This is a genomic window from Pseudomonas sp. 91RF (assembly GCF_003576265.1).
GTDB classification, from domain to species: Bacteria; Pseudomonadota; Gammaproteobacteria; order Pseudomonadales; family Pseudomonadaceae; genus Aquipseudomonas; species Aquipseudomonas kribbensis.
The window spans coordinates 139,813-166,649 of the sequence record NZ_QWFC01000014.1; the positions used below are offsets into that span (position 1 = coordinate 139,813).

The following is a 26,837-nucleotide window of genomic DNA, read 5'->3' on the forward strand; positions in this document are numbered from 1 at the left end:
GCTTGTCCGGCCCGGTCGCTCGAAGGCCCCAGCCGAAAGCAGAATTTGAGTGGAGATGAGCATGAGTGCAGTTGAAAGCGTCGGCCCACAGGCATTGCCGGCACTGCAGGAACAGGTCGAGCAGATCATCGCCGAAGCCAAGCGTCAGGGTGCCAGTGCCTGCGAAGTGGCGGTGTCGCTGGAGCAGGGCCTGTCGACCTCCGTGCGTCAACGTGAAGTCGAAACGGTCGAGTTCAACCGCGATCAGGGCTTTGGCATCACCTTGTATGTCGGTCAGCGCAAGGGCTCGGCCAGCACGTCCGCCACCGGGCCGGATGCGATTCGCGAGACCGTCGCTGCGGCGCTGGCGATTGCCAAGCACACTTCCGAAGACGAAGCCTCGGGACTGGCCGACGCCGCGCTGATGGCCAGGGATATTCAGGATTTCGACCTGTTCCACCAATGGGACATCACTCCGGAACAGGCCATCGAGAAGGCGCTGCTCTGTGAAGCGGCGGCGTTCGACGCCGATGCGCGCATCAAGAACGCCGATGGCACCACGTTGAGCACTCATCAGGGCTGCCGCGTATACGGCAACAGCCACGGTTTTATCGGCGGTTATGCGTCGACCCGGCATAGCCTGAGCTGCGTGATGATCGCCGAGGCCGACGGCCAGATGCAGCGCGATTACTGGTATGACGTGAACCGTCAGGGCAGCTTGCTGGCCGACCCGGTGAGTATTGGCCAGCGTGCTGCACAGCGAGCAGCGAGCCGTCTGGGCGCGCGTCCGGTGCCGACCTGCGAAGTGCCGGTGCTGTTTTCGGCGGAGCTGGCGGGCGGATTGTTCGGCAGCTTCCTGTCGGCGATTTCCGGCGGCAGTCTGTATCGCAAGTCGTCGTTCCTGGAAGGCACGCTGGGGCAGAAGCTGTTCCCTGAGTGGCTGACCATCGACGAGCGCCCGCACTTGATACGTGCCATGGGCAGTGCGTCGTACGACGGTGACGGTCTGGCAACCTATGCCAAACCGTTCGTCGAAAAGGGCGAGTTGGTGTCGTACATCCTCGGCACTTATTCCGGGCGCAAACTCGGCATGCCGAGCACCGCCAACGCCGGCGGGGTGCACAACCTGTTCGTCACTCATGGTGATGAAGATCAGGCTGCTCTGCTCAAGCGTATGGGGCGTGGGTTGCTGGTCACCGAACTGATGGGGCATGGTTTGAACATGGTGACTGGCGATTACTCGCGGGGTGCGGCGGGTTTCTGGGTCGAGAACGGTGAAATTCAGTTCGCGGTGCAGGAAGTGACCATCGCCGGCAACATGCGGGACATGTTCAAGCAGATCGTCGCGGTCGGTAACGATCTGGAACTGCGCAGCAACATTCGCACCGGTTCGGTGTTGATCGAGCGGATGACTGTCGCGGGCAGCTAAGCCCGGGCCAATACAAAAAGGCGCGCCACCCGATTGGGTGGCGCGCCTTTTTTGTGTCCGGAATTTATTAGAGCCGGTCGGGGCAGCTAAAAAGCCACTCTTGTTTTGGTTCTCATTATCATCTAATAATAAATCTCATTATCGGATGAGCCCAGGATCATGAGTTCTGCCTTGCACGAGCAGCCGTACCTCGAAAGCTGGCGCTGGATGAGTCGCCAGATCCGTTGCGCCATGGATCCCGACGAACCACGTCTGATTGAACACTACCTGGCCGAAGGCCGGTATCTGGCCTGCTGCACGGCGACCTCGCCCTGGACCGTCGCTGAAACCTCTTTCCGTCTGCTGCTCGACACGGCCACCGACATCGCGCTGCCGTGGCACTGGCGCAGCCTCTGTCTCGATCAAGCCTGGCGCCCATTGCGTGAAATGGAACGCCTGTCGCTGTGCAAATGCCGGCTCAAACGCTGGCAAAGCTACACCTGGCAGCTCGCCACCTGCGAGTTGCAACCCTCCATTCCTCTTATTGAACTGGTGCAAGGATTTTCAGATGACCAAGACACGTATTGAGCGCGACAGCATGGGCGAACTGCAGGTGCCGGTGGACGCTCTCTACGGCGCGCAGACCCAGCGCGCAGTGGATAACTTCCCGATCAGCGGCAAGCCGATGCCGACCCAGTTCATCCGCGCGTTGATCCTGGCAAAAGCCGCTGCCGCCCGGGCCAACGTCGAACTCAATCAGCTCAGCGCCGTGCAAGGCAAAGCCATCAGCGACGCGGCCCAGGGGCTGCTTGAAGGCGACTTCATGCAGCATTTCCCGGTGGATATCTTCCAGACCGGTTCCGGCACCAGCTCCAACATGAACGCCAACGAAGTGATCGCCACTCTGGCCAGCCGCTTGCTCGACGAGCCGGTGAATGCCAACGATCACGTCAACTGCGGGCAGAGCAGCAACGACATCATCCCGACCACCATCCACGTCAGCGCCGCGCTGGCCCTGCACGAACAACTGCTGCCGGCGCTGCTGCATCTGGTGCAAGTCATCGAGCGCAAGGCCGGGGAGGTGCATCACCACGTCAAAACCGGCCGTACTCATTTGATGGACGCCATGCCGGTGCGTATGAGTCAGGTACTTAACGGTTGGGCGCAGCAGCTCAAGGCCAATATCGGTCATTTGCAGGACTTGCTGCCAAGCCTGCAATCCCTGGCTCAGGGCGGTACGGCGGTCGGTACCGGGATCAATGCGCATCCGGAATTCGCCGCGCGTTTCAGCCGTCAGTTGAGCCAACTGACCAACGTGCAATTCACCCAAGGCAAGGATCTGTTCGCGCTGATTGGTTCGCAGGACACGGCCGTGGCCGTTTCCGGCCAGCTCAAGGCTACCGCCGTGTCGTTGATGAAAATCGCCAACGACCTGCGCTGGATGAACTCCGGCCCGCTTGCCGGCCTTGGCGAAATCGAACTGGAAGGCCTGCAACCGGGTTCGTCGATCATGCCGGGCAAGGTCAATCCGGTGATTCCGGAAGCCACTGCGATGGTGGCGGCGCAAGTCATCGGTAACGACTCGGTGATCACCATCGCCGGTCAGTCAGGCAACTTTGAACTGAACGTGATGCTGCCGATCATCGCCCAGAACCTGCTGAGCAGCATCGAGTTGCTGGCCAGTTCCAGCCGTCTGCTGGGTGACAAGGCGATTGCCAGCTTCAAGGTCAACGAATCGCGCCTCAAGGAAGCGCTGTCGCGCAACCCGATTCTGGTCACCGCGCTCAACCCGATCATCGGTTACCAGAAGGCCGCCGAAATCGCCAAGCAGGCCTACAAACAGGGTCGCCCGGTAATCGACGTCGCGCTGGAACACACCGACTTGTCGCGCAGCCAGCTGGAAGAGTTGCTCAATCCCGAGAAACTCACCGCCGGCGGCGTGTAAACACCGCAACCGCTTTGGAGGCTCATCATGGAGCACTGGAAACGTACGATCGAACGGGCCAATCGCTGCTTCATGCTGGGCGAGCTGATCGATGCCCGCGAGGCTTATCTGCAAGCGCTGGCCCTGGCGCAAGTGCTGTTCGAGCGCTGGGCCGATGCCGACGAAGCGGTGGCGGCCTGCGTCATTTCCCATCACAACCTGGCCGACTTGCATCTGCGCCTGAACCAGCCGGAGGAGAGCGCCGAATATCTGTGCGCGATCCATCAGCGCCTGTTGCAGACCATGCAGGACGAGCGCCTGCGCCCGGCCCTGCGTGAAGCGGCGTTGCGCCAGAGCAGCAAGACCTATGTCGAACTGCTCAATTTCATCAGCGAACACGGCGAATACCCGCGCACGCAGCGCTTGCTGCACCCGGATACCGGCAATGCGCGCCGCGCCCCAGCCCAACATCACCATGGAGTCCACTGAAATGGCTTTTACCCTGCCAGCCCTGCCTTACGCCTACGACGCACTGGAGCCGCACATCGATGCGCAGACCATGGAGATTCACTACACCAAGCATCACCAGACCTACATCAACAATCTGAACGCTGCGGTCGAGGGTACGGAATACGCCGAATGGCCGGTGGAAAAATTGGTGGCCAGCGTCCAGCAACTGCCGGAAAAACTGCGTGTGGCGGTGATCAATCAGGGTGGCGGGCATGCCAACCATTCGCTGTTCTGGGAAGTGATGGTGCCCGGCGGTGGCGGCAAGCCGGACGGCGCGCTGGCCCAGGCAATCGATGAGCAACTGGGCGGCCTCGACAGCTTCAAGGAAGCGTTCACCAAAGCCGCGCTGACGCGTTTCGGCAGCGGCTGGGCCTGGCTCAGCGTGACCCCGGACAAAAAACTGGTGGTGGAAAGCAGCGGCAACCAGGACAGCCCGCTGATGGGCGGCAATACGCCGATTCTCGGACTTGATGTGTGGGAACACGCCTACTACCTGCGTTATCAGAACCGCCGCCCGGAATACATCAGCGCGTTCTACAACGTGATCAACTGGCCTGAAGTCGCTGCGCGTTATCAGGTTGCGCTGGATTAAGTCTCCTATAAAAACAATCCAGGGCTGACTATGGGCACTGAAACACTGGCGATCGGAAGTGGGCGTATGTTTCGTTACGCATTCGGGTCGCTGTTGCTGTTGGCGGGCATGACCTTGCTGGTGGCTCACGGACTCGAATGGCTGAACCTGGAGCCGAAACTGTCCCGGGCATTGCAGGGCGGTGCAATCTGCGCGCTCGGCACGGCACTCGGTGCGGTTCCGGTGCTGGTGATCCGCAACATGCCTCAGGCATTGGGCGACACGCTGCTGGGGTTTGGCGCCGGCGTGATGCTGGCGGCGACCGCGTTTTCGCTGATCGTGCCGGGGATTGCCGCCGCAGAAAGCCTTGGCCTGAGCCCTTGGGGCTCCAGTGGCCTGATCTGTTTCGGCATCATGCTCGGTGCTTTCGGTCTGTATCTGGTGGACCGCAAGGTGTCCGGCGCTTCACCGGAAATGCTCATCGGCACTGTCGAGCATCCAGTGATTCCCCCGCGGATCTGGCTGTTCGTGTTTGCCATCATTGCCCATAACATTCCGGAAGGCATGGCCGTCGGCGTCTCCGCGGGCGGCGGCATGCCGGACGCCGACAGCCTGGCGATGGGCATCGCCTTGCAGGATGTGCCGGAAGGTCTGGTGATTGCGCTGGTGCTCGCCGGGGCCGGGATGTCACGGGTCAAGGCGTTTCTGATCGGGGCGGCGTCAGGTTTGGTCGAACCGGTGTTCGCACTGCTGTGTGCGTGGCTGGTCAGCCTGGCGGAATTGTTGTTGCCCCTGGGGTTGGCGCTGGCGGCCGGGGCGATGTTGCTGGTGGTGACCCACGAAGTAATCCCGGAGTCGCGACGCAATGGTCACGACAAACTGGCGAGCCTGGGATTGTTGATCGGGTTCTGCCTGATGATGGTGATGGACACGGCGTTGGGATAAGCGTGGCGAGAGACGTATCTCTCGCCACAAAGGATTTTCAACCGCCTTCGTCGAAGTAGTTGTTGATCAATGCCACCAGAGCATCCATGGCTTCCTGTTCCTGATGCCCTTCGGTGCTCAGGAAGATTTTGGTGCCCTTGCCGGCAGCGAGCATCATCATTGCCATGATGCTTTTGCCATCTACCGTGGTTTCCGGGGTGCGACCCACTCTGATCGTGCAGTCGGGAAACTGCCCCGCCACGCCCACGAACTTTGCCGACGCCCGGGCATGCAGGCCCAGCTTGTTGATGATTTCAATTTCCAGAGCAGGCATCGCGGTGTGAATCCTTTAGCTGAGGTCGCGGTGGCGAACCTGGACGTTCTTCAGGGTTTTCTGCAGGGCCTGACCCAGGCGTTCGGTCAGGTAGACGGAACGGTGATGTCCGCCGGTGCAGCCAATGGCAATGGTCACGTAGGCACGATTGCTCGCAGCGAAGCGCGGCAACCACTTGAACAGGTAGGCGTAGATGTCCTGGAACATCTCTTCGACTTCCGGCTGTGCCGCCAGATATTCGGCCACCGGCTCATCGAGCCCGGATTGCGCACGTAATTCCGGCTTCCAGTACGGATTGGGCAGGCAGCGTACATCGAACACCAGATCCGCATCCACCGGCATGCCGCGTTTGAAACCGAACGACTCCACCAGAAACGCCGTACCGGGCTCCGGCTGGTTCAACAGCCGCAGCTTGATGGTGTCGCGCAACTGGTACAGGTTCAGATTGGTGGTATTGACCTTCAGGTCGGCCAGGTCGGCGATCGGGCCCAGCAGGGCGGTTTCATCGTTGATGGCTTCGGCCAGCGAACGATTGGCGCTGCTCAGCGGGTGGCGACGACGGGTTTCCGAGAAGCGCTTGAGCAGGGTTTCTTCATCGGCATCCAGATACAGAACGTCGCACTGGATGTGCCGGCTGCGGACTTCCTCGAGCAACTCCGGAAAGCGCGAAAGGTGGCTTGGCAGGTTGCGCGCATCGATCGATACCGCGACCAGTGGCTGAGACAGTTCCGTATGAATCAGTGCGCGTTCCGCCAGCTCCGGCAGCAGGCCGGCCGGCAGATTGTCGATGCAGTAGTAGCCGTTGTCCTCGAGGACATCCAGAGCGGTACTTTTACCCGAGCCGGAGCGGCCACTGACGATGATCAAGCGCATGTTTAGTGCCCGTTTTGCTCGTCCAGGACAACCTGATACAAGGCTTCGTTGGTGGTGGCGCGACGCAGCTTTTCGCGTACATCCTTGCGATCGAGCATGCTGGCAATTTGGCGCAGCAGTTCCAGGTGTGCATCGGTGGCAGCTTCCGGGACCAGCAGCACGAACAGCAGGTCCACCGGTGCGCCGTCGATGGCATCGAAATCGATAGGGGCTTCAAGGTGCATCAAGGCGCTGATGGGGGATTCACAACCCTTGAGGCGGCAATGGGGAATGGCGATGCCGTTGCCAAAACCGGTCGAACCGAGTTTTTCACGGGCAATCAGCGCCTCGAAGACATCTTGCATCTCCAGATCCGGTTTTTCCCGGGCGATCAGGTTGGCAATTTGTTCGAGGGCTTTCTTTTTACTGCCGCCCGGCACGTTCACCAGGGAACGGCCGGGGGTCAGGATGCTTTCAAGTCGGATCATGGGGGTGGGGGTTATCGACCGGTAGCGCCCTGAAGCAGGCTCTGGGTCTTTTCCTTATGCTTTTTGAGTTGTTTATCAAGCTTGTCGGTCAGCGCGTCGATCGCTGCGTACATGTCGGTATGTTCCGCGTTTGCGACGACCTCGTTGCCGGGAATATGCAGCGTGGCTTCGATTTTCTGTTTCAGCTTTTCGACGCACATCGTGACTTGCACGTTGGTGATCTTGTCGAAATGTCCCTCAAGCCTCTTGAGCTTCTGCTCAACGTATTCACGGAGAGGTTGGGTAACTTCCAGTTGGTGTCCACTGATGTTGACTTGCATACAGCTTCTCCTTCGTTGCCAGTGCATAAAGCGGCAGGCCGAAGAGCCTGCCACTGGAACGCTGTAACGTGGCTTACATCAACCGCTTGCGTTCGCTCGAAGGCGCGATCCCGAGGGATTCGCGGTACTTGGCGACGGTGCGGCGAGCCACCTGAATGCCTTGTGCCTCCAGTAAACCAGCGATCTTGCTGTCACTCAACGGCTTTTTCTGATTTTCCGCGGCGACCAGTTTCTTGATGATCGCGCGGATCGCCGTGGACGAGCATTCGCCGCCTTCGGAGGTGCTGACGTGGCTGGAGAAAAAGTATTTCAGTTCATATATGCCCCGGGGGGTATGCATGAATTTCTGTGTGGTCACCCGGGAAATCGTCGACTCGTGCATGCCGACTGCCTCGGCGATGTCATGCAGCACGAGTGGCTTCATCGCTTCGTCGCCGTACTCCAGGAAACCGCGCTGATGCTCGACGATCTGGGTGGCCACTTTCATCAGGGTTTCATTGCGGCTCTGCAGGCTCTTGATGAACCAGCGCGCTTCCTGCAACTGATTGCGCATGAAGGTATTGTCGGCGCTGGTGTCGGCGCGACGCACGAAACCGGCGTATTGAGCGTTGACCCGCAGGCGCGGCACCGATTCCTGGTTCAGCTCGACCAGCCAGCGCTCGTTGTCCTTGCGCACGATCACGTCAGGCACCACGTATTCGGCTTCGGTGGATTCGATCTGCGAGCCGGGGCGCGGGTTGAGGCTCTGGACCAGTTCGATGACCTGGCGCAGTTCATCTTCCTTGAGCTTCATGCGCCGCATCAGCTGGCTGTAGTCGCGGCTGCCGAGCAGGTCGATGTAATCGGTGACCAGACGCTTGGCTTCGGCCAGCCAAGGGGTCTTGGCCGACAGCTGGCGCAATTGCAGCAGCAGGCATTCGCCCAGGTTGCGTGCGCCAATGCCGGCGGGTTCGAATTGCTGGATGCGGTGCAGGACGGCTTCGATCTCGTCCAGCTCGATGTCGAGCTCCGGATCGAAGGCGTCGAGGATTTCTTCGAGGGTTTCGTCGAGGTAGCCCTGATTGTTGATGCAATCGATCAGGGTCACGGCGATCAGGCGATCGGTGTCGGACATCGGCGCCAGATTCAGCTGCCACAGCAGGTGGCTTTGCAGGCTTTCGCCGGCGGAGGTGCGGGTGGTGAAATCCCACTCGTCGTCATCGCTGCTCGGCAGGCTGCTGGCGCTGGTCTGGTAGACGTCTTCCCAGGCGGTGTCGACAGGCAGTTCGTTGGGGATTCGCTCGTTCCATTCGCCGTCCTCGAGATTGTCGACCGTCGGCGCGGTTTCCTGGTAGGAAGGTTCCTGGATCTCGGTATTGGGCTTCTGTTCGGCGTTGTCGGCCAGCGGGTCGGAATTGTCGAAGTCGTCGCCGTCCTCCTGGCGTTCGAGCATCGGGTTGGATTCCAGAGCCTCCTGGATTTCCTGTTGCAGATCCAGGGTCGACAATTGGAGCAGGCGGATGGCCTGTTGCAGCTGCGGTGTCATCGTCAGCTGCTGGCCCATTCTCAAGACTAGCGATGGTTTCATGGCAGGGGCTTAACACCTTATTCGCCGGCGCTATGCGCCATCCACTACAGGGCGCCGAGGCGCCAAACTTAAGCAAATTATATGCCTGAAACTGTCGTGTTTGCCTAGAGCGCTGTAACAATAAAAGCGTATAAAAATGCGCTTCAACGTTACAGCACCCGGACGGCTGGTCGAATGCTGTCGCGCTTACAGGCGGAACTCGTGACCCAGATACACTTCCTTCACCAGATCGTTGGCGAGGATGGTCGCGGAGTCGCCTTCGGCGATCAGCTGGCCGTCATTGACGATGTAGGCTGTTTCGCAGATATCCAGCGTCTCGCGGACGTTGTGGTCGGTGATCAGTACACCGATGCCCTTGGCCTTGAGATGGTGAATGATCTGCTTGATGTCGCCCACGGAGATCGGGTCGACACCGGCGAACGGTTCGTCGAGCAGGATGAATTTCGGTGCGGTGGCCAGTGCGCGGGCGATTTCCACCCGGCGACGCTCGCCACCGGACAGGCTCATGCCGAGGTTGTCGCGGATGTGGCTGATGTGGAATTCCTGCAGCAGGCTTTCCAGCTCCTTGCGACGGCCGGCCTTGTCGAGCTCCTGTCGGGTCTCGAGGATGGCCATGATGTTGTCAGCCACCGACAGCTTGCGGAAGATCGAGGCTTCCTGCGGCAGATAGCCGATACCGGCCTTGGCGCGGCCGTGCATTGGCTGGTGGCTGACGTCCAGGTCGTCGATCAGCACGCGGCCCTGATCGGCCTGCACCAGGCCGACAATCATGTAGAAGCAGGTGGTCTTGCCGGCGCCGTTGGGGCCGAGCAGGCCCACGATCTGGCCGCTGTCGATCGACAGGCTGACATCGCGCACGACCTGGCGGCTTTTGTAGGCCTTGGCCAGGTGCTGAGCTTTCAGAGTTGCCATTACTGGGTTTTCTCGTCGGTTTTCTTCTTCGGCTGGATCACCATGTCGATGCGCGGGCGCGCTTCGGTGACCTTGTTGCCGGTGGCGCGACCTGCGCTGGCCAGCTTTTTCACCGTGTCATAGACGATCTTCTCGCCTTGAGTGGTGTTGTTGTCCTTGTCGATGACCTTGGCCTTGTCGATCAGTACGACACGGTTTTGCTGCGCGTGGTACTGAATGGTCACACCCCAACCCTGGACGGGTTTTGTGTCGCCAGCGGTTTGCAGTTGTTCGAAATAGGCCAGGTTGCCTACCGAAGTCACCACGTCGATCTCGCCGGCCGGGTTGCGCGTCAGCGTTACAGTGTCGCCTTTGACGATCATCGAACCCTGGGTGATGATCACCGCACCTTTGTAAGTGGCAACGCCATTCTTGTCGTCCAGCTGGGCATCGTCGGCCTGAATGCGGATTGGCTGCTCTTGATCGTTCGGCAGAGCCCAGGCGCTCACGCTTCCCAGTGCTGCGCCCAGACTGAGCAAAATAGGGAGGGTTTTAACGAGCCTCATACTGTCCTCTTACGTTCGATAGCAGGTGTATCCTGCTTTCCTTCAAATACGCTTTCATTCCCACGCCGGTCGATACACCGCCAGCGCCGTCGATTCTAACGGGTTGCTGGGTCTGCGCATATTGCTGCTGAGGGAACACCGTCATTCGGGTGCTGGTGATCAGGGTGTCGCGTTTCTTTTCATCGGTGCGCTTGACGCGAACCGAGTCGATCAGCTCGACCTCGGTGCCGCCGGAGTTCACTTCACCGCGCTCGCTGGTCACGTGCCACGGGAAGTCGGTGCCGCGATACATGTTCAGGTCGGGTTTGGTGACCAGTGTAATGTCGGTCGCCTTGACGTGCTCGGCCTTGTCGGAAGTCATTTCATACTGCACCTTGCCGTCTTCCAGGTATTGCAAGGTGTGGGTGTTGGTCGCGTACCAGTCGATCGGGCTCTCTTCTGCCGAGACAGGAGGCTTGTCGAGGAAGCGTTCCGGGCTGATGTTCCAGTAGCCGACCGCACCGAAAATGGCGGCGATGCAACCGAACAGCAGGATGTTGCGAAACTTTTTGCTAAACATGGTTTGACTCACAGGTACGCGTTGTTGGCGGCGTCGAGGCTGCCTTGGGCGCGCAGGATCAGTTCGCAGAATTCACGGGCGGCACCCTCGCCACCACGGGCCTGGGTAACGCCATGGGCATGCTCGCGCACAAAGGGGGCCGCGTTGGCCACCGCCATGCCAAGTCCCACCCGGCGGATCACCGGCAGATCGGGCAGGTCGTCACCGAGATAGGCGACCTGTTCATAGCTTAGGCCCAGTTGCTCGAGAAGGCCGTCGAGGACGACGAGTTTGTCTTCGCGGCCCTGAAACAGGTGCGCAATCCCCAGGTTCTTCGCCCGACGCTCGACCACCGGGGTCTTGCGACCGCTGATGATGGCAGTCTGTACGCCCGCGTTCATCAGCATCTTGATGCCCTGGCCGTCGAGAGTATTGAAGGTCTTGAATTCGCTGCCGTCTTCAAGGAAGTACAGGCGTCCGTCGGTGAGGACGCCGTCGACGTCGAAAACCGCCAGTTTGATGGCTTTGCCGCGTTGCAGCAGATCGGTGCTCATTTACATCACTCCTGCGCGCAGCAGGTCGGAGAGGTTGAAGGCGCCGATCGGGCGATCGTCCTCATCCACGACGACAAGCGCGTTGATTCGATGGTCTTCCATGATTTTCAGGGCCTCGGCGGCGAGCATTTCGGCGCGTGCGGTCTTGCCGTGTACGGTCATCACCTGATCGATGGTCGCGCTGTGGATATCGATGCTGCGATCCAGTGTGCGGCGCAGGTCGCCGTCGGTGAAGATCCCGGCAAGCTTGCCGTCGGCTTCAAGAATGACGGTCATGCCCAGACCCTTGCGGGTCATTTCCATCAGTGCGTCCTTGAGCAGGGTGCCGCGTTGTACCTGCGGCAGTTCCTGACCTGCGTGCATGACGTTTTCCACTTTCAGCAGCAAGCGTCGGCCGAGTGCGCCACCCGGGTGGGAAAAGGCGAAGTCTTCGGCGGTGAAGCCGCGGGCTTCCAGCAACGCCACGGCCAGGGCATCGCCCATGACCAGTGCGGCAGTGGTCGAGGAGGTCGGCGCCAGGTTCAGCGGGCAGGCTTCGTGCTCGACGTGAACGTTGAGATTGACCTCGGCCGCCTTTGCCAGAGGCGATTGCGGGTTGCCGGTCACGCTGATCAGCTGGATGCCCAGGCGTTTGATCAGCGGCAGCAGCGTGACGATTTCGTTGGTGGAGCCGGAATTCGACAGGGCCAGGATCACGTCGTCACGGGTGATCATGCCCATGTCGCCATGACTGGCCTCGGCCGGGTGTACGAAAAACGCCGGGGTGCCGGTGCTGGCCAGGGTCGCGGCAATCTTGTTGCCGATGTGACCGGACTTGCCCATGCCGACCACCACTACACGGCCCTTGCTGGCCAGAATCATCTCGCAAGCGCGTACGAAATCGGCGTCGATATGGGGCAACAAGCCTTGTACGGCTTCCACTTCGAGGCGGATGGTGCGTTGTGCCGATTGAATCAGGTCGCTGGTTTGGCTCATGTCAGAAATCGTATAGCCCGATGAAAAGGCGGCGATTATAGCGGTTATGTTGAAAAGCCTCACGCAAGTTCGTCGTGCTTTGTCATTCCCGGTTACTAAAACCTCTTAACAGAAGCTTCGGGCCTGTCATATCGCTGAACGTGGCCGGGGAGAGGCCTTGGGCGCTTGCCCTTTGCAGTGATATAGTTCGCCGCCAGTTCGGCCTGCCCGGGATGTAAGGGCTTTCTCCAGAAAGCCAGGCGTCCGAGTGAGAGGCTGCATCGCAAGGAGTTTAGATGAGTGCCGATAACGCCTACGCGGTCGAGCTGAAGGGAGTCTCCTTCAAGCGCGGTGCGCGGAGCATTTTCAATAACGTCGATATCCGCATCCCGCGCGGCAAGGTCACCGGCATCATGGGGCCTTCCGGGTGTGGCAAGACCACGCTGCTGCGCCTGATGGGTGCCCAGTTGCGGCCATCGCAGGGCGAGGTCTGGGTCAACGGCCAGAACCTGCCGAAGCTGTCGCGCAGCGATCTGTTTGATGCGCGCAAGCACATGGGCGTGCTGTTTCAGAGCGGCGCGCTGTTCACCGATCTCGATGTGTTCGAGAACGTCGCCTTTCCCCTGCGCGTTCATACCCAGCTGCCGGAAGAGATGATCCGCGACATCGTGCTGCTGAAATTGCAAGCGGTCGGTCTGCGGGGCGCCATCGAGCTGATGCCCGATGAACTGTCCGGTGGCATGAAACGCCGCGTGGCTCTGGCCCGGGCGATTGCGCTCGATCCGCAGATTCTCATGTACGACGAACCGTTCGTCGGCCAGGACCCGATCGCCATGGGCGTTCTGGTGCGCCTGATCCGCCTGCTCAACGATGCGTTGGGGATCACCAGTATCGTGGTTTCCCACGATCTCGCCGAAACCGCGAGCATTGCCGATTACATCTATGTGGTGGGCGATGGTCAGGTGCTGGGGCAGGGCACGCCGGATGAACTGATGAACTCGGACGAGCCGCGTATCCGTCAATTCATGACCGGTGAACCCGACGGTCCGGTGCCATATCATTTTCCAGCGACGGATTACCGCGCAGATCTTCTGGGGAAGCGCCGCTGATGCGCAGAATTACATTAATGGAGCGCATACGTCGTTTCGGCCAGGCCGGGATTGATGTCGTCGCCGTGTTCGGTCGCTCGACCCTGTTCCTGTTTCACGCCCTGCTGGGGCGCGGCGGCATCGGTGGCAGTTTCGGCCTGCTGGTCAAGCAACTGCACTCGGTCGGCGTGATGTCGCTGGTGATCATTGTGGTTTCCGGGATTTTCATCGGCATGGTGCTGGCGCTGCAGGGTTTCAACATCCTGTCGAGCTATGGCTCGGAGCAGGCGGTGGGGCAGATGGTTGCCTTGACCTTGCTGCGTGAGCTGGGCCCGGTGGTGACGGCGCTGCTGTTCGCCGGTCGTGCCGGTTCGGCGCTGACGGCGGAAATCGGCAACATGAAGTCCACCGAGCAGTTGTCCAGCCTGGAAATGATCGGTGTCGATCCGCTCAAGTACATCATCGCTCCGCGTCTGTGGGCCGGTTTCATTTCCCTGCCGGTGCTGGCGATGATCTTCAGCGTGGTCGGCATCTGGGGCGGTTCCTGGGTCGCGGTCGACTGGCTGGGCGTCTATGAAGGCTCCTACTGGGCGAACATGCAGAACAGCGTGAACTTCTCCAGCGACGTGCTCAACGGCGTGATCAAAAGTATCGTTTTCGCCTTTGTCGTGACCTGGATCGCCGTATTCCAAGGCTATGACTGTGAGCCCACTTCCGAGGGAATCAGTCGTGCCACCACCAAGACCGTAGTATTCGCCTCGCTGGCAGTGCTCGGCCTGGACTTTATTCTGACCGCTTTGATGTTTGGAGATTTCTGATGCAAAACCGCACCCTGGAAATCGGTGTCGGCCTGTTCCTGCTGGCAGGGATCCTGGCCTTGTTGCTGCTTGCCCTGCGGGTCAGTGGCCTGTCTCCGACTTCGACCACCGATACCTACAAGCTATATGCCTACTTCGACAATATCGCCGGTCTGACGGTCAGAGCCAAAGTGACCATGGCCGGTGTGACCATCGGCAAGGTCACGGCGATCGATCTGGACCGCGACAGCTTTACCGGCCGGGTGACCCTGCTGGTGGATAAAAAGGTCGACAATCTGCCGACCGACTCCACAGCGTCTATCCTGACCGCAGGCCTGTTGGGCGAGAAGTACATCGGCATCAGCGTGGGCGGGGAAGAAACCCGGCTCAAGGATGGTGGAACCATTCACGACACCCAGTCGTCTCTGGTGCTGGAAGACCTGATCGGTAAATTCCTGCTCAATACCGTTAGCAAAGACGCCAAATGAGGAGCTTTTGAATGATCTCTACCTTGCGACGTGGCCTGTTGGTGTTGCTCGCGACACTGCCACTGCTGGCAAACGCTGCGCCCGGGCAGTCGGCGCACGATCTGGTCCAGGACACCACCAACCGGATGCTCGCCGATCTGGCGGCAAACAAAGAGAAGTACAAGCAGGACCCGCAGGACTTCTACACCGCGCTGAATACCATCGTGGGTCCGGTGGTGGATGCCGAAGGCATTTCCAAAAGCATCATGACGGTCAAGTACTCGCGCAAGGCGACCCCGGCGCAGATGCAGACCTTCCAGGAAAACTTCAAGCGCGGCCTGTTCCAGTTCTATGGCAACGCCTTGCTGGAATATAACAACCAGGGCATCACCGTCGATGCGCCGAAGGATGAGTCGGGCGACCGCACCAGCGTCGGCATGACCGTCAAGGGCAACAACGGCGCGATCTATCCGGTTCAGTACACGCTGGAGAAGATCAACGGCGAGTGGAAACTGCGCAACGTGATCATCAACGGCATCAACATCGGCAAGCTGTTCCGTGACCAGTTCGCCGACGCGATGCAGCGTAACGGCAACGACCTGGACAAGACCATCAACGGCTGGGCCGGCGAAGTGGCCAAGGCCAAGCAGACTGCCGAGAAGCAAGAGAAGCCTGCCCAATGACCGAGTCGGCCATCCGTCTGGACGAAGCCAGTCAGCTGCAGCTCACCGGTGTGCTGGATTACCGCACCGGTCCCGGCCTTCGCGAGCAGGGCCGGGCGCTGATCAAGTCGTGCAATGCCCCGGCATTGGTGATCGACTGTTCGGCGGTGGAAAAGTCCAGCAGCGTCGGCCTGTCGTTGCTGCTGTGCTTCATTCGCGATGCGAAAGCCGCCGGCAAGGCGGTCAGCATTCGCGGGATGCCGGAAGACATGCGTGAAATTGCTCAGGTCAGCGAGCTGACCGAGCTGTTGGCGCAACCCTGAACCCGCATCTATAAAGAAGCCCCCCGTCAGAGTCCTGCGCAGCGGGGTTCGCAGGCGCGGGGCTTTTTTGTATGATGTCCGACCCGTGCGCACAGGGCGCCGATTGAGGTTGAGCATGCAGGCCGTAGAAGTGAAGAGCTTCCTTGAAGGAAAGCTGCCAGGAACGCTGGTGGAAGTTGAAGGCGAAGGCTGCAACTTTCAGCTGAACGTGATTAGTGATGAACTGGCGGCATTGAGCCCGGTCAAGCGTCAGCAAAGCATCTATGCCCATTTGAACCCTTGGATCGCCGATGGCAGCATCCACGCGGTCACTATGAAATTTTTCAGCAGCGCGGCCTGGGCCGAGCGCACCTGAGCCCTAGGGCGTCGAGATTGTTATGGATAAATTGATTATTACCGGTGGCGCTCGTCTTGATGGCGAGATCCGCATTTCCGGGGCGAAGAACTCCGCCCTGCCGATCCTGGCCGCCACCCTGCTGTGCGATGGCCCGGTCACCGTCGGCAACCTGCCGCACCTGCACGACATCACCACCATGATCGAGCTGTTCGGCCGCATGGGCATCGAGCCGGTGATCGACGAGAAGCTCAGCGTCGAAATCGATCCGCGCACCATCAAGACCCTGGTCGCTCCGTACGAGCTGGTGAAAACCATGCGCGCGTCGATCCTGGTGCTTGGCCCGATGGTCGCCCGTTTCGGTGAAGCCGAAGTCGCTCTGCCTGGCGGTTGCGCCATCGGTTCGCGTCCGGTCGACCTGCACATCCGTGGTCTTGAGGCCATGGGTGCGATCATCGACGTCGAAGGCGGCTACATCAAGGCCAAGGCGCCTGAAGGTGGCCTGCGCGGTGCAAACTTCTTCTTCGATACCGTCAGCGTGACCGGTACCGAGAACATCATGATGGCTGCCGCTCTGGCCAAAGGCCGCAGCGTGCTGCAGAACGCCGCCCGCGAGCCGGAAGTGGTCGACCTGGCGAACTTCCTCAATGCCATGGGCGCCAAGGTATCCGGTGCCGGCACCGACACCATCACCATCGATGGCGTCGAGCGTCTGGGTTCGGCCTTCTACAAGGTCATGCCTGACCGTATCGAAACCGGTACCTATCTGGTAGCCGCTGCGGTTACCGGTGGCCGCGTGAAGGTCAAGGACACCGATCCGACCATCCTCGAAGCCGTTCTGGAAAAGCTTCGCGAAGCCGGTGCTGAAATCACCAGCGGCGAAGACTGGATCGAGCTGGACATGCACGGCAAGCGTCCGAAGGCTGTCAACGTGCGCACCGCGCCGTACCCGGCCTTCCCGACCGACATGCAGGCGCAGTTCATCTCGCTCAACGCCATTGCCGAAGGCACCGGTGCCGTGATCGAGACGATCTTCGAAAACCGTTTCATGCACGTGTACGAGCTGCACCGCATGGGCGCCAAGATCCAGGTCGAAGGCAACACCGCCATCGTTACCGGTACTGACGTTCTCAAAGGCGCGCCAGTCATGGCGACCGACCTGCGGGCTTCGGCCAGCCTGGTGATTTCGGCTCTGGTGGCCGAAGGCGATACCCTGATCGACCGCATCTACCACATCGACCGTGGTTACGAGTGCATCGAGGAAAAGCTGCAGATGCTGGGCGCCAGGATTCGTCGCGTTCCGGGCTAGTCGCTGCATCGGGACACAGGGAAGTGTCCGTTGAATTCGTTTTGATCGGGGGTGGTGACACCCTCGAAGTATGTCCGGCGCCGATTGCGACCGGACATGAGTACCTTGATAAGGACTGACGTTTCCCATGTTGACCATCGCACTGTCCAAGGGCCGCATCCTTGACGACACCCTGCCGCTTCTCGCCGAAGCGGGCATCGTGCCGACCGAGAATCCGGACAAGAGCCGCAAGCTGATCATTCCCACGACCCAGGAAGACGTACGCCTGTTGATCGTGCGCGCCACCGACGTGCCGACCTATGTCGAGCATGGCGCGGCCGACCTCGGCGTTGCCGGTAAAGACGTGCTTATGGAATACACAGGGCAAGGCCTGTACGAACCGCTGGACCTGCAGATTGCCCAGTGCAAGCTGATGACCGCCGGCAAGGTCGGCGCGGCCGAGCCCAAGGGCCGTCTGCGCGTCGCCACCAAGTTCGTCAACGTTGCCAAGCGCTACTACGCCGAGCAGGGGCGTCAGGTCGACATCATCAAGCTGTACGGCTCGATGGAACTGGCGCCACTGATCGGTCTGGCCGACAAGATCATCGACGTAGTCGACACCGGCAACACTCTGCGTGCAAACGGTCTTGAACCCCAGGAACTGATCGCCACGATCAGCTCACGTCTGGTGGTCAATAAAGCTTCGATGAAAATGCAACACGCCCGAATCCAGGCGTTGATCGACACACTGCGCAAGGCAGTGGAGTCTCGACACCGCGGCTGATGTACCTGCGCGACGTTAAGTCGCGCCCGTCTATCCGCCTCATAGCCAGAATCTCAGGTGCCCAAGCGGATCGAATGGTAGTTTCGGGCGCCTGAGTTTTTTGCCATTCCTATGAGGCTCTCGCTATGACCGCACCGACTGCAATTCGCCGACTCAACGCTGCTGACCCGGATTTCGCGCATCATCTGGATCATCTGCTGAGCTGGGAAAGTGTGTCTGACGACTCGGTCAATCAGCGGGTGCTGGACATCATCAAGGCTGTGCGCGAGCGCGGTGACGCGGCGCTGGTCGAGTTCACCCAGAAATTCGACGGCCTCGAAGTCGCCTCGATGGCAGACTTGATCCTGCCGCGCGAGCGTCTGGAACTGGCCCTGACCCGTATCACCGTGGCGCAACGCGAAGCGCTGGAAAAAGCCGCCGCCCGCGTTCGCAGCTACCACGAAAAACAGAAGCAGGACTCCTGGAGCTACACCGAAGCCGACGGCACGGTGCTGGGCCAGAAAGTCACGCCGCTGGATCGCGCCGGTCTGTATGTTCCGGGCGGCAAGGCGTCGTACCCGTCCTCGGTCTTGATGAACGCGATTCCGGCCAAGGTCGCCGGTGTCACCGAAGTGGTGATGGTGGTGCCGACCCCGCGTGGCGAGGTCAACGAACTGGTACTGGCGGCGGCGTGCATCGCCGGTGTCGACCGGGTGTTCACCATCGGTGGCGCCCAGGCCGTTGCCGCACTGGCCTACGGTACTGAAAGCGTGCCGCAAGTGGACAAGGTCGTCGGCCCGGGCAACATCTATGTGGCGACTGCCAAGCGTCACGTGTTCGGTCAGGTCGGCATCGACATGATCGCCGGTCCGTCGGAAATCCTCGTGGTGTGCGACGGCCAGACCGATCCGGACTGGATCGCCATGGACCTGTTCTCCCAGGCCGAGCACGACGAAGACGCCCAGGCCATTCTGGTCAGTCCGGACGCCGAATTCCTCGACAAGGTCGCCGCGAGCATCGACAAACTGCTGCCGACCATGGATCGCGCCAATATCATCGAAACCTCGATCAATGGCCGTGGCGCCCTGATTCACGTGCGCGACATGGCCCAGGCCATCGAAGTCGCCAACCGCATCGCGCCGGAACACCTTGAACTGTCGGTTGCCGACCCACAGGCCTGGCTGCCGCAGATTCGCCACGCCGGCGCGATCTTCATGGGCCGCCACACCTCCGAAGCGCTGGGCGACTACTGCGCCGGCCCGAACCACGTGTTGCCGACGTCCGGCACCGCGCGTTTCTCCTCGCCGCTGGGTGTGTACGACTTCCAGAAACGTTCCTCGATCATCTTCTGCTCCGAGGCCGGTGCTTCGGAACTGGGCAAGACCGCCTCGATCCTCGCTCGTGGCGAATCCCTGAGCGCTCACGCTCGCAGCGCCGAATACCGCATCAAAGACGAAGTGAAGGGGAACTGAACATGAGTAAATTCTGGAGCCCGTTCGTCAAGGATCTGGTGCCTTACGTGCCGGGCGAGCAGCCGAAGCTGACCCGGCTGGTCAAACTCAACACCAACGAAAACCCGTACGGCCCGTCGCCAAAAGCCCTGGCGGCGATGCAGACCGAACTCAACGACAATCTGCGTCTGTACCCGGACCCGAACAGCGATCGGCTGAAAAACGCCGTCGCCAACTACTACGGTGTGCAGAGCAATCAGGTGTTCCTCGGCAACGGTTCGGACGAAGTGCTGGCGCACATCTTCCACGGTTTGCTGCAACACGATCAGCCGCTGCTGTTCCCGGACATCAGCTACAGCTTCTATCCGGTCTACTGCGGCCTGTACGGCATCAAGTTCGACGCGGTGCCGCTGGACGCGCAGTTCCGCATCAACCCGGCGGACTACGCCAAACCGAACGGCGGGATCATCTTCCCCAACCCGAACGCGCCGACCGGTTGCCTGCTGGCGCTGGAAGCGGTCGAGCAGATCCTCAAGGCCAGCCCGGATTCCGTGGTGGTGGTCGACGAGGCCTATATCGACTTCGGCGGCGAAACCGCGATCAGTCTGGTGGACCGTTACCCGAACCTGCTGGTGACCCAGACTCTGTCCAAGTCCCGTTCGCTGGCGGGCCTGCGGGTCGGTCTGGCGGTCGGCCATCCGGACCTGATCGAGGCGCTGGAGCGGATCAAGAACAGCTTCAACTCCTACCCGCTGGATCGCATGGCCAATGTCGGTGCAGCGGCGGCGTTCGAGGATCGCGAATACTTCGACAAGACCTGCGCACTGGTCATCGAGAGTCGTGAGTGGGTGGTTGCTCAGTTGCAGGCCAAAGGCTTTGAAGTGCTGCCGTCAGCGGCCAACTTCATCTTCGCCCGGCATCCACAACACGATGCGGCAGGGCTGGCGGCCAAGCTGCGAGAGCAGGGTGTGATCGTGCGCCACTTCAAGCAGGAACGGATTGCCCAGTTCCTGCGGATCTCGATCGGTACGCCGGAGCAGAATCAGGCGTTGATCGACGGTCTCGGCGATCTCTGACAATTTGTCTTTCAGTAATGGATGGCAACGCGAAGGAAAAAAGCTTCGCGTTGCCTCTTTTATATGGCTAAGGGCAAGAAACGATGTTTATTTTCGCCATTTGATGATGAACGTGCCTTTGATTTTTAAATTGTTTTCCCCGATTAAGTCACGAAAGCTACCTTCGTAACTTGAATCCGGTTCGTGGCTTACAGTGATTTCGCCGGACTTGATAGGGTGCTGCTTGCCGTTTTCTATATATACCCAAGGTATATGGGGCGAGTGTGAAAAGTCTGTTGGGTAAGAAAAGTCTTTGCTTTTTCCCTTGTCAATTGTTTCGGGATATCCCAGCCAGATGCTGTGCTTTCCATCAGACCCGCTGAAGTACCCTCCAAAGCCGTCGGTGTACTCAGACCTGCTGACATCTGTGAGAGTCAGTATTTCGCGTTCAGTGACTAACCGAATCTCACCTTCGAAATACTGCTCCGTTTTCGTTTTCTTGGTTTGCATGCTCAATCCCTTTTATGCAGTAAGAAGTTTGGGGTAGCACGAATAAGCTGCCTTGTTCGAAAAGGCTACTTATATTCGGAGAGCGAGGTAACTGTCAGAAATTACAGGCTTTAAGAGCTTTTCTGAATGACTTCTGAATTTAACCGTTGATTAGGTTGTTAAGGAATTCGTTAGCGAATATCGGAAAATTGATGTGGGAGTGAGTACGCTCGTTCCCACATCACGTTGTGTTTATTCTTCTTCTTTCACTGGCGCCGGCGGCGGACGCAGGCCGATCTCGGCAGTCAGCTTCAATTCCTTGCCATTGCGCATCACCTGAATCGTGACCTTGTCGGTCGGCTTGATCCGCGCCACCTGGTTCATCGACTTGCGGCCATCGCCGGCCGGTTCGCCGTCGATGCTGAGAATCACGTCACCCAGTTGCAGGCCGGCCTTCTGTGCCGGGCCGTCGCGGAAAATACCCGCTACCACAATCCCCGGACGCCCCGACAGACCGAACGATTCGGCCAGTTCCTGAGTCAGCGGTTGCACCTCGATCCCCAGCCAGCCACGAATCACCTGACCGTGCTCGATGATCGACTTCATCACTTCCATCGCCAGCTTCACCGGAATCGCGAAGCCGATGCCCTGGGAGCCGCCGGACTTCGAGAAGATCGCGGTGTTGATGCCGGTGAGGTTGCCGTTGGCGTCGACCAGCGCGCCGCCGGAGTTGCCCGGGTTGATCGCCGCGTCGGTCTGGATGAAGTCTTCGTAGTTGTTCAGGCCCAGCTGGTTGCGGCCGGTGGCGCTGATGATGCCCATGGTCACGGTCTGCCCGACCCCGAACGGGTTGCCGATGGCCAGTGCGACGTCGCCGATGCGGATGTTGTCGGAGCGACCGACGGTGATCGCCGGCAGGTTCTTCAGGTCGATCTTCAGGACTGCGAGATCGGTTTCCGGGTCGCTGCCGATCACCCGGGCCAGGGTTTCACGGCCATCCTTGAGCGCCACGACAATCTGGTCGGCGCCGGTGGTGACGTGGTTGTTGGTCAGGATGTAGCCTTCCGGGCTCATGATCACACCGGAGCCGAGGCTCGATTCCATGCGTTTCTGCTTCGGTGAATTGTCACCGAAGAAACGGCGGAACTGCGGATCCTCGAACAGCGGATGCGCCGGTTTGTTGATGACTTTGGTGGTGTAGAGGTTAACCACCGACGGCGCGGCAATCACGACCGCGTCGGCGTAGGACACCGGTCCCTGTTGCACGCTGGTGGTCTGCGGAGCCTGTTGCAGGTTGACGTCGAGGCTCGGAAGCCCGACCCACTGCGGGTAACGCTGAATAATCAACAGAGCGATAAGCACACCGGCCAACAGCGGCCAGCCGAAAAAACGCAGCGCCTTGAGCATTAAGCACGTCCTGGAAAAGTTGCAGGCGGGGTCAGACCGCCCATAATGTCGCGCATTATACGAGGCCGCGCGCGCCTCTGAACGGGATTTTCAGGAGTCTTTCATGGCCGTTGCCCTCAGTACCCTGGTCGAAGAAGCCGACCGCTACCTCGGCAGTGCGAAAATTGCCGATTATTGCCCCAACGGCCTGCAAGTCGAGGGCCGCCCGCAGGTGATGCGCATCGTCAGCGGCGTCACTGCCAGCCAGGCATTGCTCGATGCCGCCGTCGCAGCCGAGGCCGATCTGGTGCTGGTGCATCACGGTTACTTCTGGAAGGGCGAGAACCCGTGCATCACCGGCATGAAGCAGCGGCGCTTGAAGACGCTGCTCAAGCACGACATCAGTCTGCTGGCCTATCACCTGCCGCTGGATCTGCACCCGGACGTCGGCAACAACGTGCAACTGGCCCGGCAGCTCGACATCACAGTCGAAGGGCCGTTGGCCCCGGACAACCTGAAGATCGTCGGGCTGGTCGGCTCGCTGGACGAACCGGTGACCGCCCGGGATTTCGCCCGCCGTGTTCAGGAACGCATGGGCCGTGAACCGCTTCTGGTCGAAGGTAGCGCGATGATCCGTCGGGTCGGCTGGTGCACCGGCGGCGGCCAGGGCTACATCGACAACGCCATTGCTGCCGGCGTCGATCTGTTCATCAGTGGCGAGGCGTCCGAACAGACGTTCCACAGTGCCCGGGAAAACGATATCAGCTTCATCGCCGCCGGCCACCATGCCACCGAACGCTACGGCGTGCAGGCGCTGGGCGATTATCTGGCGAAGCGGTTTGCCCTGGAACACATCTTCATCGACTGCCCGAATCCGATCTGACTTTCCCCTGAAAGCACCCGAACGGGCGGGCATATTCATATGCTCTTTCGTTCTAGTCCGCGCCCTGATTAGAAGAAGGGCGCTGTGCTAGGATTCCCCGCTCGAACACGGCCCGCTGGCCGTTCATAAGAAAGCTTTCGTGAGTAGCCATGGTCGACAAACTGACGCATCTGAAACAGCTGGAGGCGGAAAGCATCCACATCATCCGCGAGGTGGCCGCCGAGTTCGACAACCCGGTGATGCTGTACTCCATCGGTAAAGACTCCGCCGTGATGCTGCATCTGGCACGCAAGGCGTTCTTCCCGGGCAAACTGCCGTTTCCGGTGATGCACGTCGACACCCGCTGGAAATTCCAGGAGATGTACAAGTTCCGCGACAAGATGGTCGAAGAGCTTGGTCTGGACCTGATCACCCACGTCAACCCGGATGGCGTTGCGCAGGGCATCAACCCGTTTACCCACGGCAGCGCCAAACACACCGACATCATGAAGACCGAGGGTCTGAAGCAGGCGCTCGACAAGTATGGTTTCGACGCCGCCTTCGGCGGTGCCCGTCGCGATGAAGAGAAGTCCCGCGCCAAGGAGCGCGTCTACTCGTTCCGTGACAGCAAGCACCGCTGGGATCCGAAGAACCAGCGTCCGGAGCTGTGGAACGTCTACAACGGCAAGGTCAACAAGGGCGAATCCATTCGTGTGTTCCCGCTGTCGAACTGGACCGAACTGGACATCTGGCAGTACATCTACCTCGAAGGCATCCCGATCGTGCCGCTGTATTTCGCCGCCGAACGCGAAGTGATCGAGAAGAACGGCACGCTGATCATGATCGACGACGAGCGCATCCTCGAGCACCTGTCCGACGAGGACAAGGCGCGCATCGTCAAAAAGAAAGTGCGTTTCCGTACCCTTGGCTGCTACCCGTTGACGGGCGCGGTGGAGTCCGAGGCCGAAAGCCTGACGGACATCATTCAGGAAATGCTCCTGACGCGAACTTCCGAGCGCCAGGGCCGTGTCATCGACCACGATGGCGCAGGCTCGATGGAAGACAAGAAACGTCAAGGCTATTTCTAAGGGGCTGTCATGTCGCACGCATCTGATTTGATCAGCGAGGACATCCTCGCCTACCTGGGCCAGCACGAACGTAAAGAGCTGCTGCGCTTTTTGACCTGCGGTAACGTCGATGACGGCAAGAGCACCCTGATCGGGCGCCTGCTGCACGACTCGAAGATGATCTACGAAGATCACCTCGAAGCCATCACCCGCGATTCGAAGAAAGTCGGCACCACCGGTGACGACATCGACCTGGCATTGCTGGTCGACGGTCTGCAGGCCGAGCGTGAGCAGGGCATCACCATCGATGTCGCCTACCGCTATTTCTCCACCGCCAAGCGCAAGTTCATCATCGCCGACACCCCCGGCCATGAGCAGTACACCCGCAACATGGCCACCGGTGCGTCCACCTGTGACCTGGCGATCATCCTGGTCGACGCCCGTTACGGCGTGCAGACCCAGACCCGTCGCCACAGCTTCATCGCCTCGTTGCTGGGCATCAAGCACATCGTTGTCGCCATCAACAAGATGGACCTCAAGGGCTTCGATCAGGGCGTGTTCGAGTCGATCAAGGCCGACTACCTGAAGTTCGCCGAAGGCTTGAAGATGAAGCCGACCAGCATGCACTTCGTGCCGATGTCCGCCCTGAAAGGCGACAACGTGGTGAACAAGTCCGAGCGCTCGCCGTGGTACACCGGCCAGTCGCTGATGGAAATCCTCGAGACCGTGGAAGTGGCAGGCGACCGTAACTTCACCGATCTGCGTTTCCCGGTGCAGTACGTCAACCGTCCGAACCTGAACTTCCGCGGTTTCGCCGGCACCCTGGCCAGCGGCATCGTCAAGAAAGGCGACGAAGTCGTGGTCCTGCCTTCGGGCAAGAGCAGCCGCGTGAAATCCATCGTCACCTTCGAAGGTGAACTGGAGCATGCCGGCCCTGGCCAAGCTGTAACGTTGACCATGGAAGACGAGATCGACATCTCCCGTGGCGACCTGCTGGTACACGCCGACAACGTTCCGCCGGTGACCGACAGCTTTGAAGCGATGTTGGTGTGGATGGCTGAAGAGCCGATGCTGCCGGGCAAGAAATACGACATCAAACGCGCCACCAGTTACGTGCCGGGCTCCATCGCCAGCATCGTCAACAAGGTCGACGTCAACACCCTCGAAGAAGGCCCGGCGAGCGCGTTGCAGCTCAACGAAATCGGCAAGGTGAAGATCGCGCTCGATGCGCCGATCGCCCTCGACGGTTACGACAGCAACCGCACCACCGGCGCGTTCATCGTCATCGATCGTTTGACCAACGGCACCGTCGGCGCCGGCATGATCGTCGCCCAGCCGCTGGCTCATGGCACTGCCACCCATCACGGCAAACTGGCTCATGTCGCGACCACCGAGCGCGCCCAGCGTTTCGGTCAGCAACCGGCGACCGTGCTGTTCAGCGGCCTGTCCGGCGCGGGCAAGAGCACGCTGGCCTACGCGGTCGAGCGTAAGTTGTTCGACATGGGGCGTGCGGTGTTTGTACTCGACGGCCAGAACCTGCGTCACGACCTGAATAAAGGTCTGCCGCAGGATCGCGCCGGTCGCACCGAGAACTGGCGTCGTGCCGCGCATGTGGCGCGTCAGTTCAACGAAGCGGGTCTGTTGACGCTTGCTGCGTTTGTGGCGCCGAGCGCTGAGGGTCGTGAACAGGCCAGGGAGCTGATCGGCAAGGAGCGTCTGCTGACGGTCTATGTCCAGGCTTCGCCGACTGTTTGCGCCGAGCGTGATCCGCAAGGGTTGTACGCGGCCGGTGGCGATAACATTCCGGGTGAGTCTTTCCCGTATGACGTGCCGCTGGATGCCGATCTGGTGATCGATACCCAGTCGCTGTCGCTGGAAGAAGGCGTCAAGCAAGTGATGGATCTGTTGCGTAAGCGTGGCGCGATTTAAGCGTTAGCTGCCAATAAAAAGCCCGTCGATGAGTGATCATCGGCGGGCTTTTCTTTTGTGGTTGGTCTGCTGGCTGTGGCGGCCTTTGGGCCGGCCATGCTCTTGGGGTTTTGGGTGTATATCCGTTTCTTCGGGGGGGGCCGCTGGCGGTTTCGCTCTTACAGCGACTCACTTTTGCAGACGCCCAAAAGTAAGCAAAACGCTGGGCCCCGGCGTTCGGCACCTCGCTGTGGCTCGGTGTTCCTTCGCTCCGGGATTCATCCGGGGGCATCGCCTAGGGTTTGCTTCGCTGCACCTCCTCTCGATGTGTTTGGCTTCGCCAAACGGCGCTACGCGCCCACCCCCCGAATGAATCCCTCCACTCAGCCTTCCGACGGGGCCGGTACGTCAAAAGCGGTACTTGAGCTAACGCTCATCGTGTTGAGTGGTGGGAAGCGAGAGGCGAACTGCTTTTGCTTTCCCGTGGGAGTCAGCCTGCTGACGATGGCGGCCTGAC

At 60.1% G+C, this 26,837-nt stretch carries 31 protein-coding genes; 19 read left to right on the plus strand and 12 right to left on the minus strand.

The window, feature by feature from the left end:
• The first annotated feature begins 61 nt into the window (after positions 1 to 61).
• The 6 genes from pmbA to DXT77_RS03985 all read left to right on the plus strand — a co-directional run bounded on the left by pmbA (position 62) and on the right by DXT77_RS03985 (position 5,337).
• Positions 62 to 1,408: a metalloprotease PmbA gene (gene pmbA / locus DXT77_RS03960; protein ID WP_119426698.1), complete on the plus strand. Its 1,347-nt coding sequence runs from the start codon at positions 62 to 64 to the stop codon at positions 1,406 to 1,408.
• A 159-nt stretch (positions 1,409 to 1,567) separates the two neighbouring features.
• Positions 1,568 to 1,975, plus strand: a complete 408-nt coding sequence (locus DXT77_RS03965) for a FagA protein (RefSeq protein WP_085711791.1) — start codon at positions 1,568 to 1,570, stop codon at positions 1,973 to 1,975.
• Positions 1,956 to 3,332, plus strand: a complete 1,377-nt coding sequence (locus DXT77_RS03970) for a lyase family protein (RefSeq protein WP_119426699.1) — start codon at positions 1,956 to 1,958, stop codon at positions 3,330 to 3,332. Before DXT77_RS03965 ends, DXT77_RS03970 begins: the two co-directional genes overlap by 20 nt.
• 27 nt (positions 3,333 to 3,359) lie before the next feature.
• Complete coding sequence (locus DXT77_RS03975) at positions 3,360 to 3,800, plus strand: hypothetical protein (protein ID WP_114881426.1); 441 nt, start codon at positions 3,360 to 3,362, stop codon at positions 3,798 to 3,800.
• 1 nt (position 3,801) lies between these two features.
• Positions 3,802 to 4,413, plus strand: coding sequence for a superoxide dismutase (locus DXT77_RS03980; protein ID WP_119426700.1), 612 nt, complete (start codon positions 3,802 to 3,804; stop codon positions 4,411 to 4,413).
• A gap of 30 nt (positions 4,414 to 4,443) precedes the next feature.
• Positions 4,444 to 5,337: a ZIP family metal transporter gene (locus DXT77_RS03985; protein WP_119426701.1), complete on the plus strand. Its 894-nt coding sequence runs from the start codon at positions 4,444 to 4,446 to the stop codon at positions 5,335 to 5,337.
• 37 nt (positions 5,338 to 5,374) lie between these two features.
• On the opposite strand, the gene DXT77_RS03990 is transcribed toward DXT77_RS03985, so the two are convergent.
• From DXT77_RS03990 to DXT77_RS04035, 10 genes are all read right to left on the minus strand, one after another.
• Entirely contained in the window at positions 5,375 to 5,650 is a 276-nt protein-coding gene (locus DXT77_RS03990) for an HPr family phosphocarrier protein (RefSeq protein WP_119426702.1), read from the minus strand.
• 15 nt (positions 5,651 to 5,665) lie between these two features.
• Positions 5,666 to 6,523, minus strand: coding sequence for an RNase adapter RapZ (gene rapZ / locus DXT77_RS03995; protein ID WP_096818961.1), 858 nt, complete (start codon positions 6,521 to 6,523; stop codon positions 5,666 to 5,668).
• Positions 6,524 to 6,525: 2 nt separating this feature from the next.
• Positions 6,526 to 6,990, minus strand: coding sequence for a PTS IIA-like nitrogen regulatory protein PtsN (ptsN, locus tag DXT77_RS04000; protein ID WP_119426703.1), 465 nt, complete (start codon positions 6,988 to 6,990; stop codon positions 6,526 to 6,528).
• 11 nt (positions 6,991 to 7,001) lie between these two features.
• Positions 7,002 to 7,310, minus strand: coding sequence for a ribosome hibernation-promoting factor, HPF/YfiA family (gene hpf, locus DXT77_RS04005; RefSeq protein WP_007953578.1), 309 nt, complete (start codon positions 7,308 to 7,310; stop codon positions 7,002 to 7,004).
• A gap of 73 nt (positions 7,311 to 7,383) precedes the next feature.
• Positions 7,384 to 8,877 carry an RNA polymerase factor sigma-54 gene (locus tag DXT77_RS04010; protein ID WP_085711783.1) on the minus strand — a complete coding sequence of 498 codons (1,494 nt, stop codon included), beginning with the start codon at positions 8,875 to 8,877 and terminating at the stop codon, positions 7,384 to 7,386.
• 186 nt (positions 8,878 to 9,063) lie between these two features.
• Positions 9,064 to 9,789, minus strand: coding sequence for an LPS export ABC transporter ATP-binding protein (lptB, locus tag DXT77_RS04015; RefSeq protein WP_007953572.1), 726 nt, complete (start codon positions 9,787 to 9,789; stop codon positions 9,064 to 9,066).
• The gene (gene lptA, locus DXT77_RS04020; RefSeq protein ID WP_119426704.1) at positions 9,789 to 10,334 is read right to left on the minus strand and encodes a lipopolysaccharide transport periplasmic protein LptA; all 546 of its coding nucleotides are present in this window, start codon (positions 10,332 to 10,334) and stop codon (positions 9,789 to 9,791) included. Before lptA ends, lptB begins: the two co-directional genes overlap by 1 nt.
• Positions 10,321 to 10,893, minus strand: coding sequence for an LPS export ABC transporter periplasmic protein LptC (gene lptC / locus DXT77_RS04025; protein WP_119426705.1), 573 nt, complete (start codon positions 10,891 to 10,893; stop codon positions 10,321 to 10,323). The genes lptA and lptC overlap by 14 nt, the downstream gene beginning before the upstream one ends.
• An 8-nt stretch (positions 10,894 to 10,901) precedes the next feature.
• On the minus strand, positions 10,902 to 11,426 hold the full coding sequence (locus tag DXT77_RS04030; RefSeq protein ID WP_119426706.1) for an HAD family hydrolase: 525 nt from the start codon (positions 11,424 to 11,426) through the stop codon (positions 10,902 to 10,904).
• Positions 11,427 to 12,401: a KpsF/GutQ family sugar-phosphate isomerase gene (locus DXT77_RS04035; RefSeq protein WP_085711780.1), complete on the minus strand. Its 975-nt coding sequence runs from the start codon at positions 12,399 to 12,401 to the stop codon at positions 11,427 to 11,429. It lies immediately after the preceding gene.
• Between the two features lie 275 nt (positions 12,402 to 12,676).
• Between DXT77_RS04035 and DXT77_RS04040 the strand changes: the two genes are divergently transcribed.
• The 10 genes from DXT77_RS04040 to hisC all read left to right on the plus strand — a co-directional run bounded on the left by DXT77_RS04040 (position 12,677) and on the right by hisC (position 20,629).
• Complete coding sequence (locus tag DXT77_RS04040; protein WP_085729619.1) at positions 12,677 to 13,489, plus strand: ATP-binding cassette domain-containing protein; 813 nt, start codon at positions 12,677 to 12,679, stop codon at positions 13,487 to 13,489.
• On the plus strand, positions 13,489 to 14,286 hold the full coding sequence (mlaE, locus tag DXT77_RS04045; RefSeq protein WP_119426707.1) for a lipid asymmetry maintenance ABC transporter permease subunit MlaE: 798 nt from the start codon (positions 13,489 to 13,491) through the stop codon (positions 14,284 to 14,286). Before DXT77_RS04040 ends, mlaE begins: the two co-directional genes overlap by 1 nt.
• Entirely contained in the window at positions 14,286 to 14,753 is a 468-nt protein-coding gene (mlaD, locus tag DXT77_RS04050) for an outer membrane lipid asymmetry maintenance protein MlaD (RefSeq protein ID WP_085711777.1), read from the plus strand. The genes mlaE and mlaD overlap by 1 nt, the downstream gene beginning before the upstream one ends.
• Before the next feature lie 11 nt (positions 14,754 to 14,764).
• The gene (locus DXT77_RS04055; RefSeq protein WP_085711776.1) at positions 14,765 to 15,415 is read left to right on the plus strand and encodes a phospholipid-binding protein MlaC; all 651 of its coding nucleotides are present in this window, start codon (positions 14,765 to 14,767) and stop codon (positions 15,413 to 15,415) included.
• A complete protein-coding gene (locus tag DXT77_RS04060; protein WP_085711775.1) occupies positions 15,412 to 15,717 on the plus strand; it encodes a lipid asymmetry maintenance protein MlaB in 306 nt (101 codons plus the stop codon). Before DXT77_RS04055 ends, DXT77_RS04060 begins: the two co-directional genes overlap by 4 nt.
• A 115-nt stretch (positions 15,718 to 15,832) precedes the next feature.
• A complete protein-coding gene (locus DXT77_RS04065; protein WP_039769303.1) occupies positions 15,833 to 16,072 on the plus strand; it encodes a BolA family protein in 240 nt (79 codons plus the stop codon).
• A 22-nt stretch (positions 16,073 to 16,094) separates the two neighbouring features.
• On the plus strand, positions 16,095 to 17,360 hold the full coding sequence (murA, locus tag DXT77_RS04070) for a UDP-N-acetylglucosamine 1-carboxyvinyltransferase (protein ID WP_119426708.1): 1,266 nt from the start codon (positions 16,095 to 16,097) through the stop codon (positions 17,358 to 17,360).
• Positions 17,361 to 17,487: 127 nt separating this feature from the next.
• On the plus strand, positions 17,488 to 18,123 hold the full coding sequence (hisG, locus tag DXT77_RS04075) for an ATP phosphoribosyltransferase (RefSeq protein ID WP_039769308.1): 636 nt from the start codon (positions 17,488 to 17,490) through the stop codon (positions 18,121 to 18,123).
• A 125-nt stretch (positions 18,124 to 18,248) separates the two neighbouring features.
• On the plus strand, positions 18,249 to 19,574 hold the full coding sequence (hisD, locus tag DXT77_RS04080; protein ID WP_119426709.1) for a histidinol dehydrogenase: 1,326 nt from the start codon (positions 18,249 to 18,251) through the stop codon (positions 19,572 to 19,574).
• A 2-nt stretch (positions 19,575 to 19,576) separates the two neighbouring features.
• A complete protein-coding gene (gene hisC / locus DXT77_RS04085) occupies positions 19,577 to 20,629 on the plus strand; it encodes a histidinol-phosphate transaminase (RefSeq protein WP_119426710.1) in 1,053 nt (350 codons plus the stop codon).
• An 87-nt stretch (positions 20,630 to 20,716) separates the two neighbouring features.
• Here hisC and DXT77_RS04090 read toward each other — a convergent pair whose 3' ends face one another.
• Entirely contained in the window at positions 20,717 to 21,118 is a 402-nt protein-coding gene (locus DXT77_RS04090; RefSeq protein WP_119426711.1) for a hypothetical protein, read from the minus strand.
• Positions 21,119 to 21,349: 231 nt separating this feature from the next.
• On the minus strand, positions 21,350 to 22,504 hold the full coding sequence (gene algW / locus DXT77_RS04095; RefSeq protein ID WP_085711771.1) for a Do family serine endopeptidase AlgW: 1,155 nt from the start codon (positions 22,502 to 22,504) through the stop codon (positions 21,350 to 21,352).
• Positions 22,505 to 22,607: 103 nt separating this feature from the next.
• Between algW and DXT77_RS04100 the strand changes: the two genes are divergently transcribed.
• The 3 genes from DXT77_RS04100 to cysN all read left to right on the plus strand — a co-directional run bounded on the left by DXT77_RS04100 (position 22,608) and on the right by cysN (position 26,341).
• A complete protein-coding gene (locus DXT77_RS04100; RefSeq protein ID WP_119426712.1) occupies positions 22,608 to 23,366 on the plus strand; it encodes a Nif3-like dinuclear metal center hexameric protein in 759 nt (252 codons plus the stop codon).
• Between the two features lie 149 nt (positions 23,367 to 23,515).
• Positions 23,516 to 24,433 carry a sulfate adenylyltransferase subunit CysD gene (gene cysD / locus DXT77_RS04105; RefSeq protein WP_119426713.1) on the plus strand — a complete coding sequence of 306 codons (918 nt, stop codon included), beginning with the start codon at positions 23,516 to 23,518 and terminating at the stop codon, positions 24,431 to 24,433.
• 9 nt (positions 24,434 to 24,442) lie between these two features.
• Entirely contained in the window at positions 24,443 to 26,341 is a 1,899-nt protein-coding gene (cysN, locus tag DXT77_RS04110; RefSeq protein ID WP_119426714.1) for a sulfate adenylyltransferase subunit CysN, read from the plus strand.
• Positions 26,342 to 26,837: the final 496 nt, after the last annotated feature.

Excerpts from the sequence above, each read along its gene's own strand:
- hisG (WP_039769308.1), top strand. The coding sequence starts at position 17,488 with ATGTTGACCATCGCACTGTCCAAGGGCCGCATCCTTGACGACACCCTG.
- pmbA (WP_119426698.1), top strand. The coding sequence starts at position 62 with ATGAGTGCAGTTGAAAGCGTCGGCCCACAGGCATTGCCGGCACTGCAG.
- rapZ (WP_096818961.1), bottom strand. The coding sequence starts at position 6,523 with ATGCGCTTGATCATCGTCAGTGGCCGCTCCGGCTCGGGTAAAAGTACC.
- DXT77_RS04010 (WP_085711783.1), bottom strand. The coding sequence starts at position 8,877 with ATGAAACCATCGCTAGTCTTGAGAATGGGCCAGCAGCTGACGATGACA.
- DXT77_RS04040 (WP_085729619.1), top strand. The coding sequence starts at position 12,677 with ATGAGTGCCGATAACGCCTACGCGGTCGAGCTGAAGGGAGTCTCCTTC.
- mlaD (WP_085711777.1), top strand. The coding sequence starts at position 14,286 with ATGCAAAACCGCACCCTGGAAATCGGTGTCGGCCTGTTCCTGCTGGCA.
- DXT77_RS03965 (WP_085711791.1), top strand. The coding sequence starts at position 1,568 with ATGAGTTCTGCCTTGCACGAGCAGCCGTACCTCGAAAGCTGGCGCTGG.
- cysD (WP_119426713.1), top strand. The coding sequence starts at position 23,516 with ATGGTCGACAAACTGACGCATCTGAAACAGCTGGAGGCGGAAAGCATC.
- DXT77_RS04060 (WP_085711775.1), top strand. The coding sequence starts at position 15,412 with ATGACCGAGTCGGCCATCCGTCTGGACGAAGCCAGTCAGCTGCAGCTC.
- DXT77_RS04090 (WP_119426711.1), bottom strand. The coding sequence starts at position 21,118 with ATGCAAACCAAGAAAACGAAAACGGAGCAGTATTTCGAAGGTGAGATT.
- DXT77_RS04100 (WP_119426712.1), top strand. The coding sequence starts at position 22,608 with ATGGCCGTTGCCCTCAGTACCCTGGTCGAAGAAGCCGACCGCTACCTC.
- DXT77_RS03985 (WP_119426701.1), top strand. The coding sequence starts at position 4,444 with ATGGGCACTGAAACACTGGCGATCGGAAGTGGGCGTATGTTTCGTTAC.
- DXT77_RS03980 (WP_119426700.1), top strand. The coding sequence starts at position 3,802 with ATGGCTTTTACCCTGCCAGCCCTGCCTTACGCCTACGACGCACTGGAG.
- DXT77_RS04035 (WP_085711780.1), bottom strand. The coding sequence starts at position 12,401 with ATGAGCCAAACCAGCGACCTGATTCAATCGGCACAACGCACCATCCGC.
- murA (WP_119426708.1), top strand. The coding sequence starts at position 16,095 with ATGGATAAATTGATTATTACCGGTGGCGCTCGTCTTGATGGCGAGATC.
- DXT77_RS04055 (WP_085711776.1), top strand. The coding sequence starts at position 14,765 with ATGATCTCTACCTTGCGACGTGGCCTGTTGGTGTTGCTCGCGACACTG.
- DXT77_RS03975 (WP_114881426.1), top strand. The coding sequence starts at position 3,360 with ATGGAGCACTGGAAACGTACGATCGAACGGGCCAATCGCTGCTTCATG.
- cysN (WP_119426714.1), top strand. The coding sequence starts at position 24,443 with ATGTCGCACGCATCTGATTTGATCAGCGAGGACATCCTCGCCTACCTG.
- DXT77_RS03990 (WP_119426702.1), bottom strand. The coding sequence starts at position 5,650 with ATGCCTGCTCTGGAAATTGAAATCATCAACAAGCTGGGCCTGCATGCC.
- ptsN (WP_119426703.1), bottom strand. The coding sequence starts at position 6,990 with ATGATCCGACTTGAAAGCATCCTGACCCCCGGCCGTTCCCTGGTGAAC.
- hisC (WP_119426710.1), top strand. The coding sequence starts at position 19,577 with ATGAGTAAATTCTGGAGCCCGTTCGTCAAGGATCTGGTGCCTTACGTG.
- lptA (WP_119426704.1), bottom strand. The coding sequence starts at position 10,334 with ATGAGGCTCGTTAAAACCCTCCCTATTTTGCTCAGTCTGGGCGCAGCA.
- mlaE (WP_119426707.1), top strand. The coding sequence starts at position 13,489 with ATGCGCAGAATTACATTAATGGAGCGCATACGTCGTTTCGGCCAGGCC.
- DXT77_RS03970 (WP_119426699.1), top strand. The coding sequence starts at position 1,956 with ATGACCAAGACACGTATTGAGCGCGACAGCATGGGCGAACTGCAGGTG.
- lptB (WP_007953572.1), bottom strand. The coding sequence starts at position 9,789 with ATGGCAACTCTGAAAGCTCAGCACCTGGCCAAGGCCTACAAAAGCCGC.
- DXT77_RS04065 (WP_039769303.1), top strand. The coding sequence starts at position 15,833 with ATGCAGGCCGTAGAAGTGAAGAGCTTCCTTGAAGGAAAGCTGCCAGGA.
- DXT77_RS04030 (WP_119426706.1), bottom strand. The coding sequence starts at position 11,426 with ATGAGCACCGATCTGCTGCAACGCGGCAAAGCCATCAAACTGGCGGTT.
- lptC (WP_119426705.1), bottom strand. The coding sequence starts at position 10,893 with ATGTTTAGCAAAAAGTTTCGCAACATCCTGCTGTTCGGTTGCATCGCC.
- algW (WP_085711771.1), bottom strand. The coding sequence starts at position 22,504 with ATGCTCAAGGCGCTGCGTTTTTTCGGCTGGCCGCTGTTGGCCGGTGTG.
- hpf (WP_007953578.1), bottom strand. The coding sequence starts at position 7,310 with ATGCAAGTCAACATCAGTGGACACCAACTGGAAGTTACCCAACCTCTC.
- hisD (WP_119426709.1), top strand. The coding sequence starts at position 18,249 with ATGACCGCACCGACTGCAATTCGCCGACTCAACGCTGCTGACCCGGAT.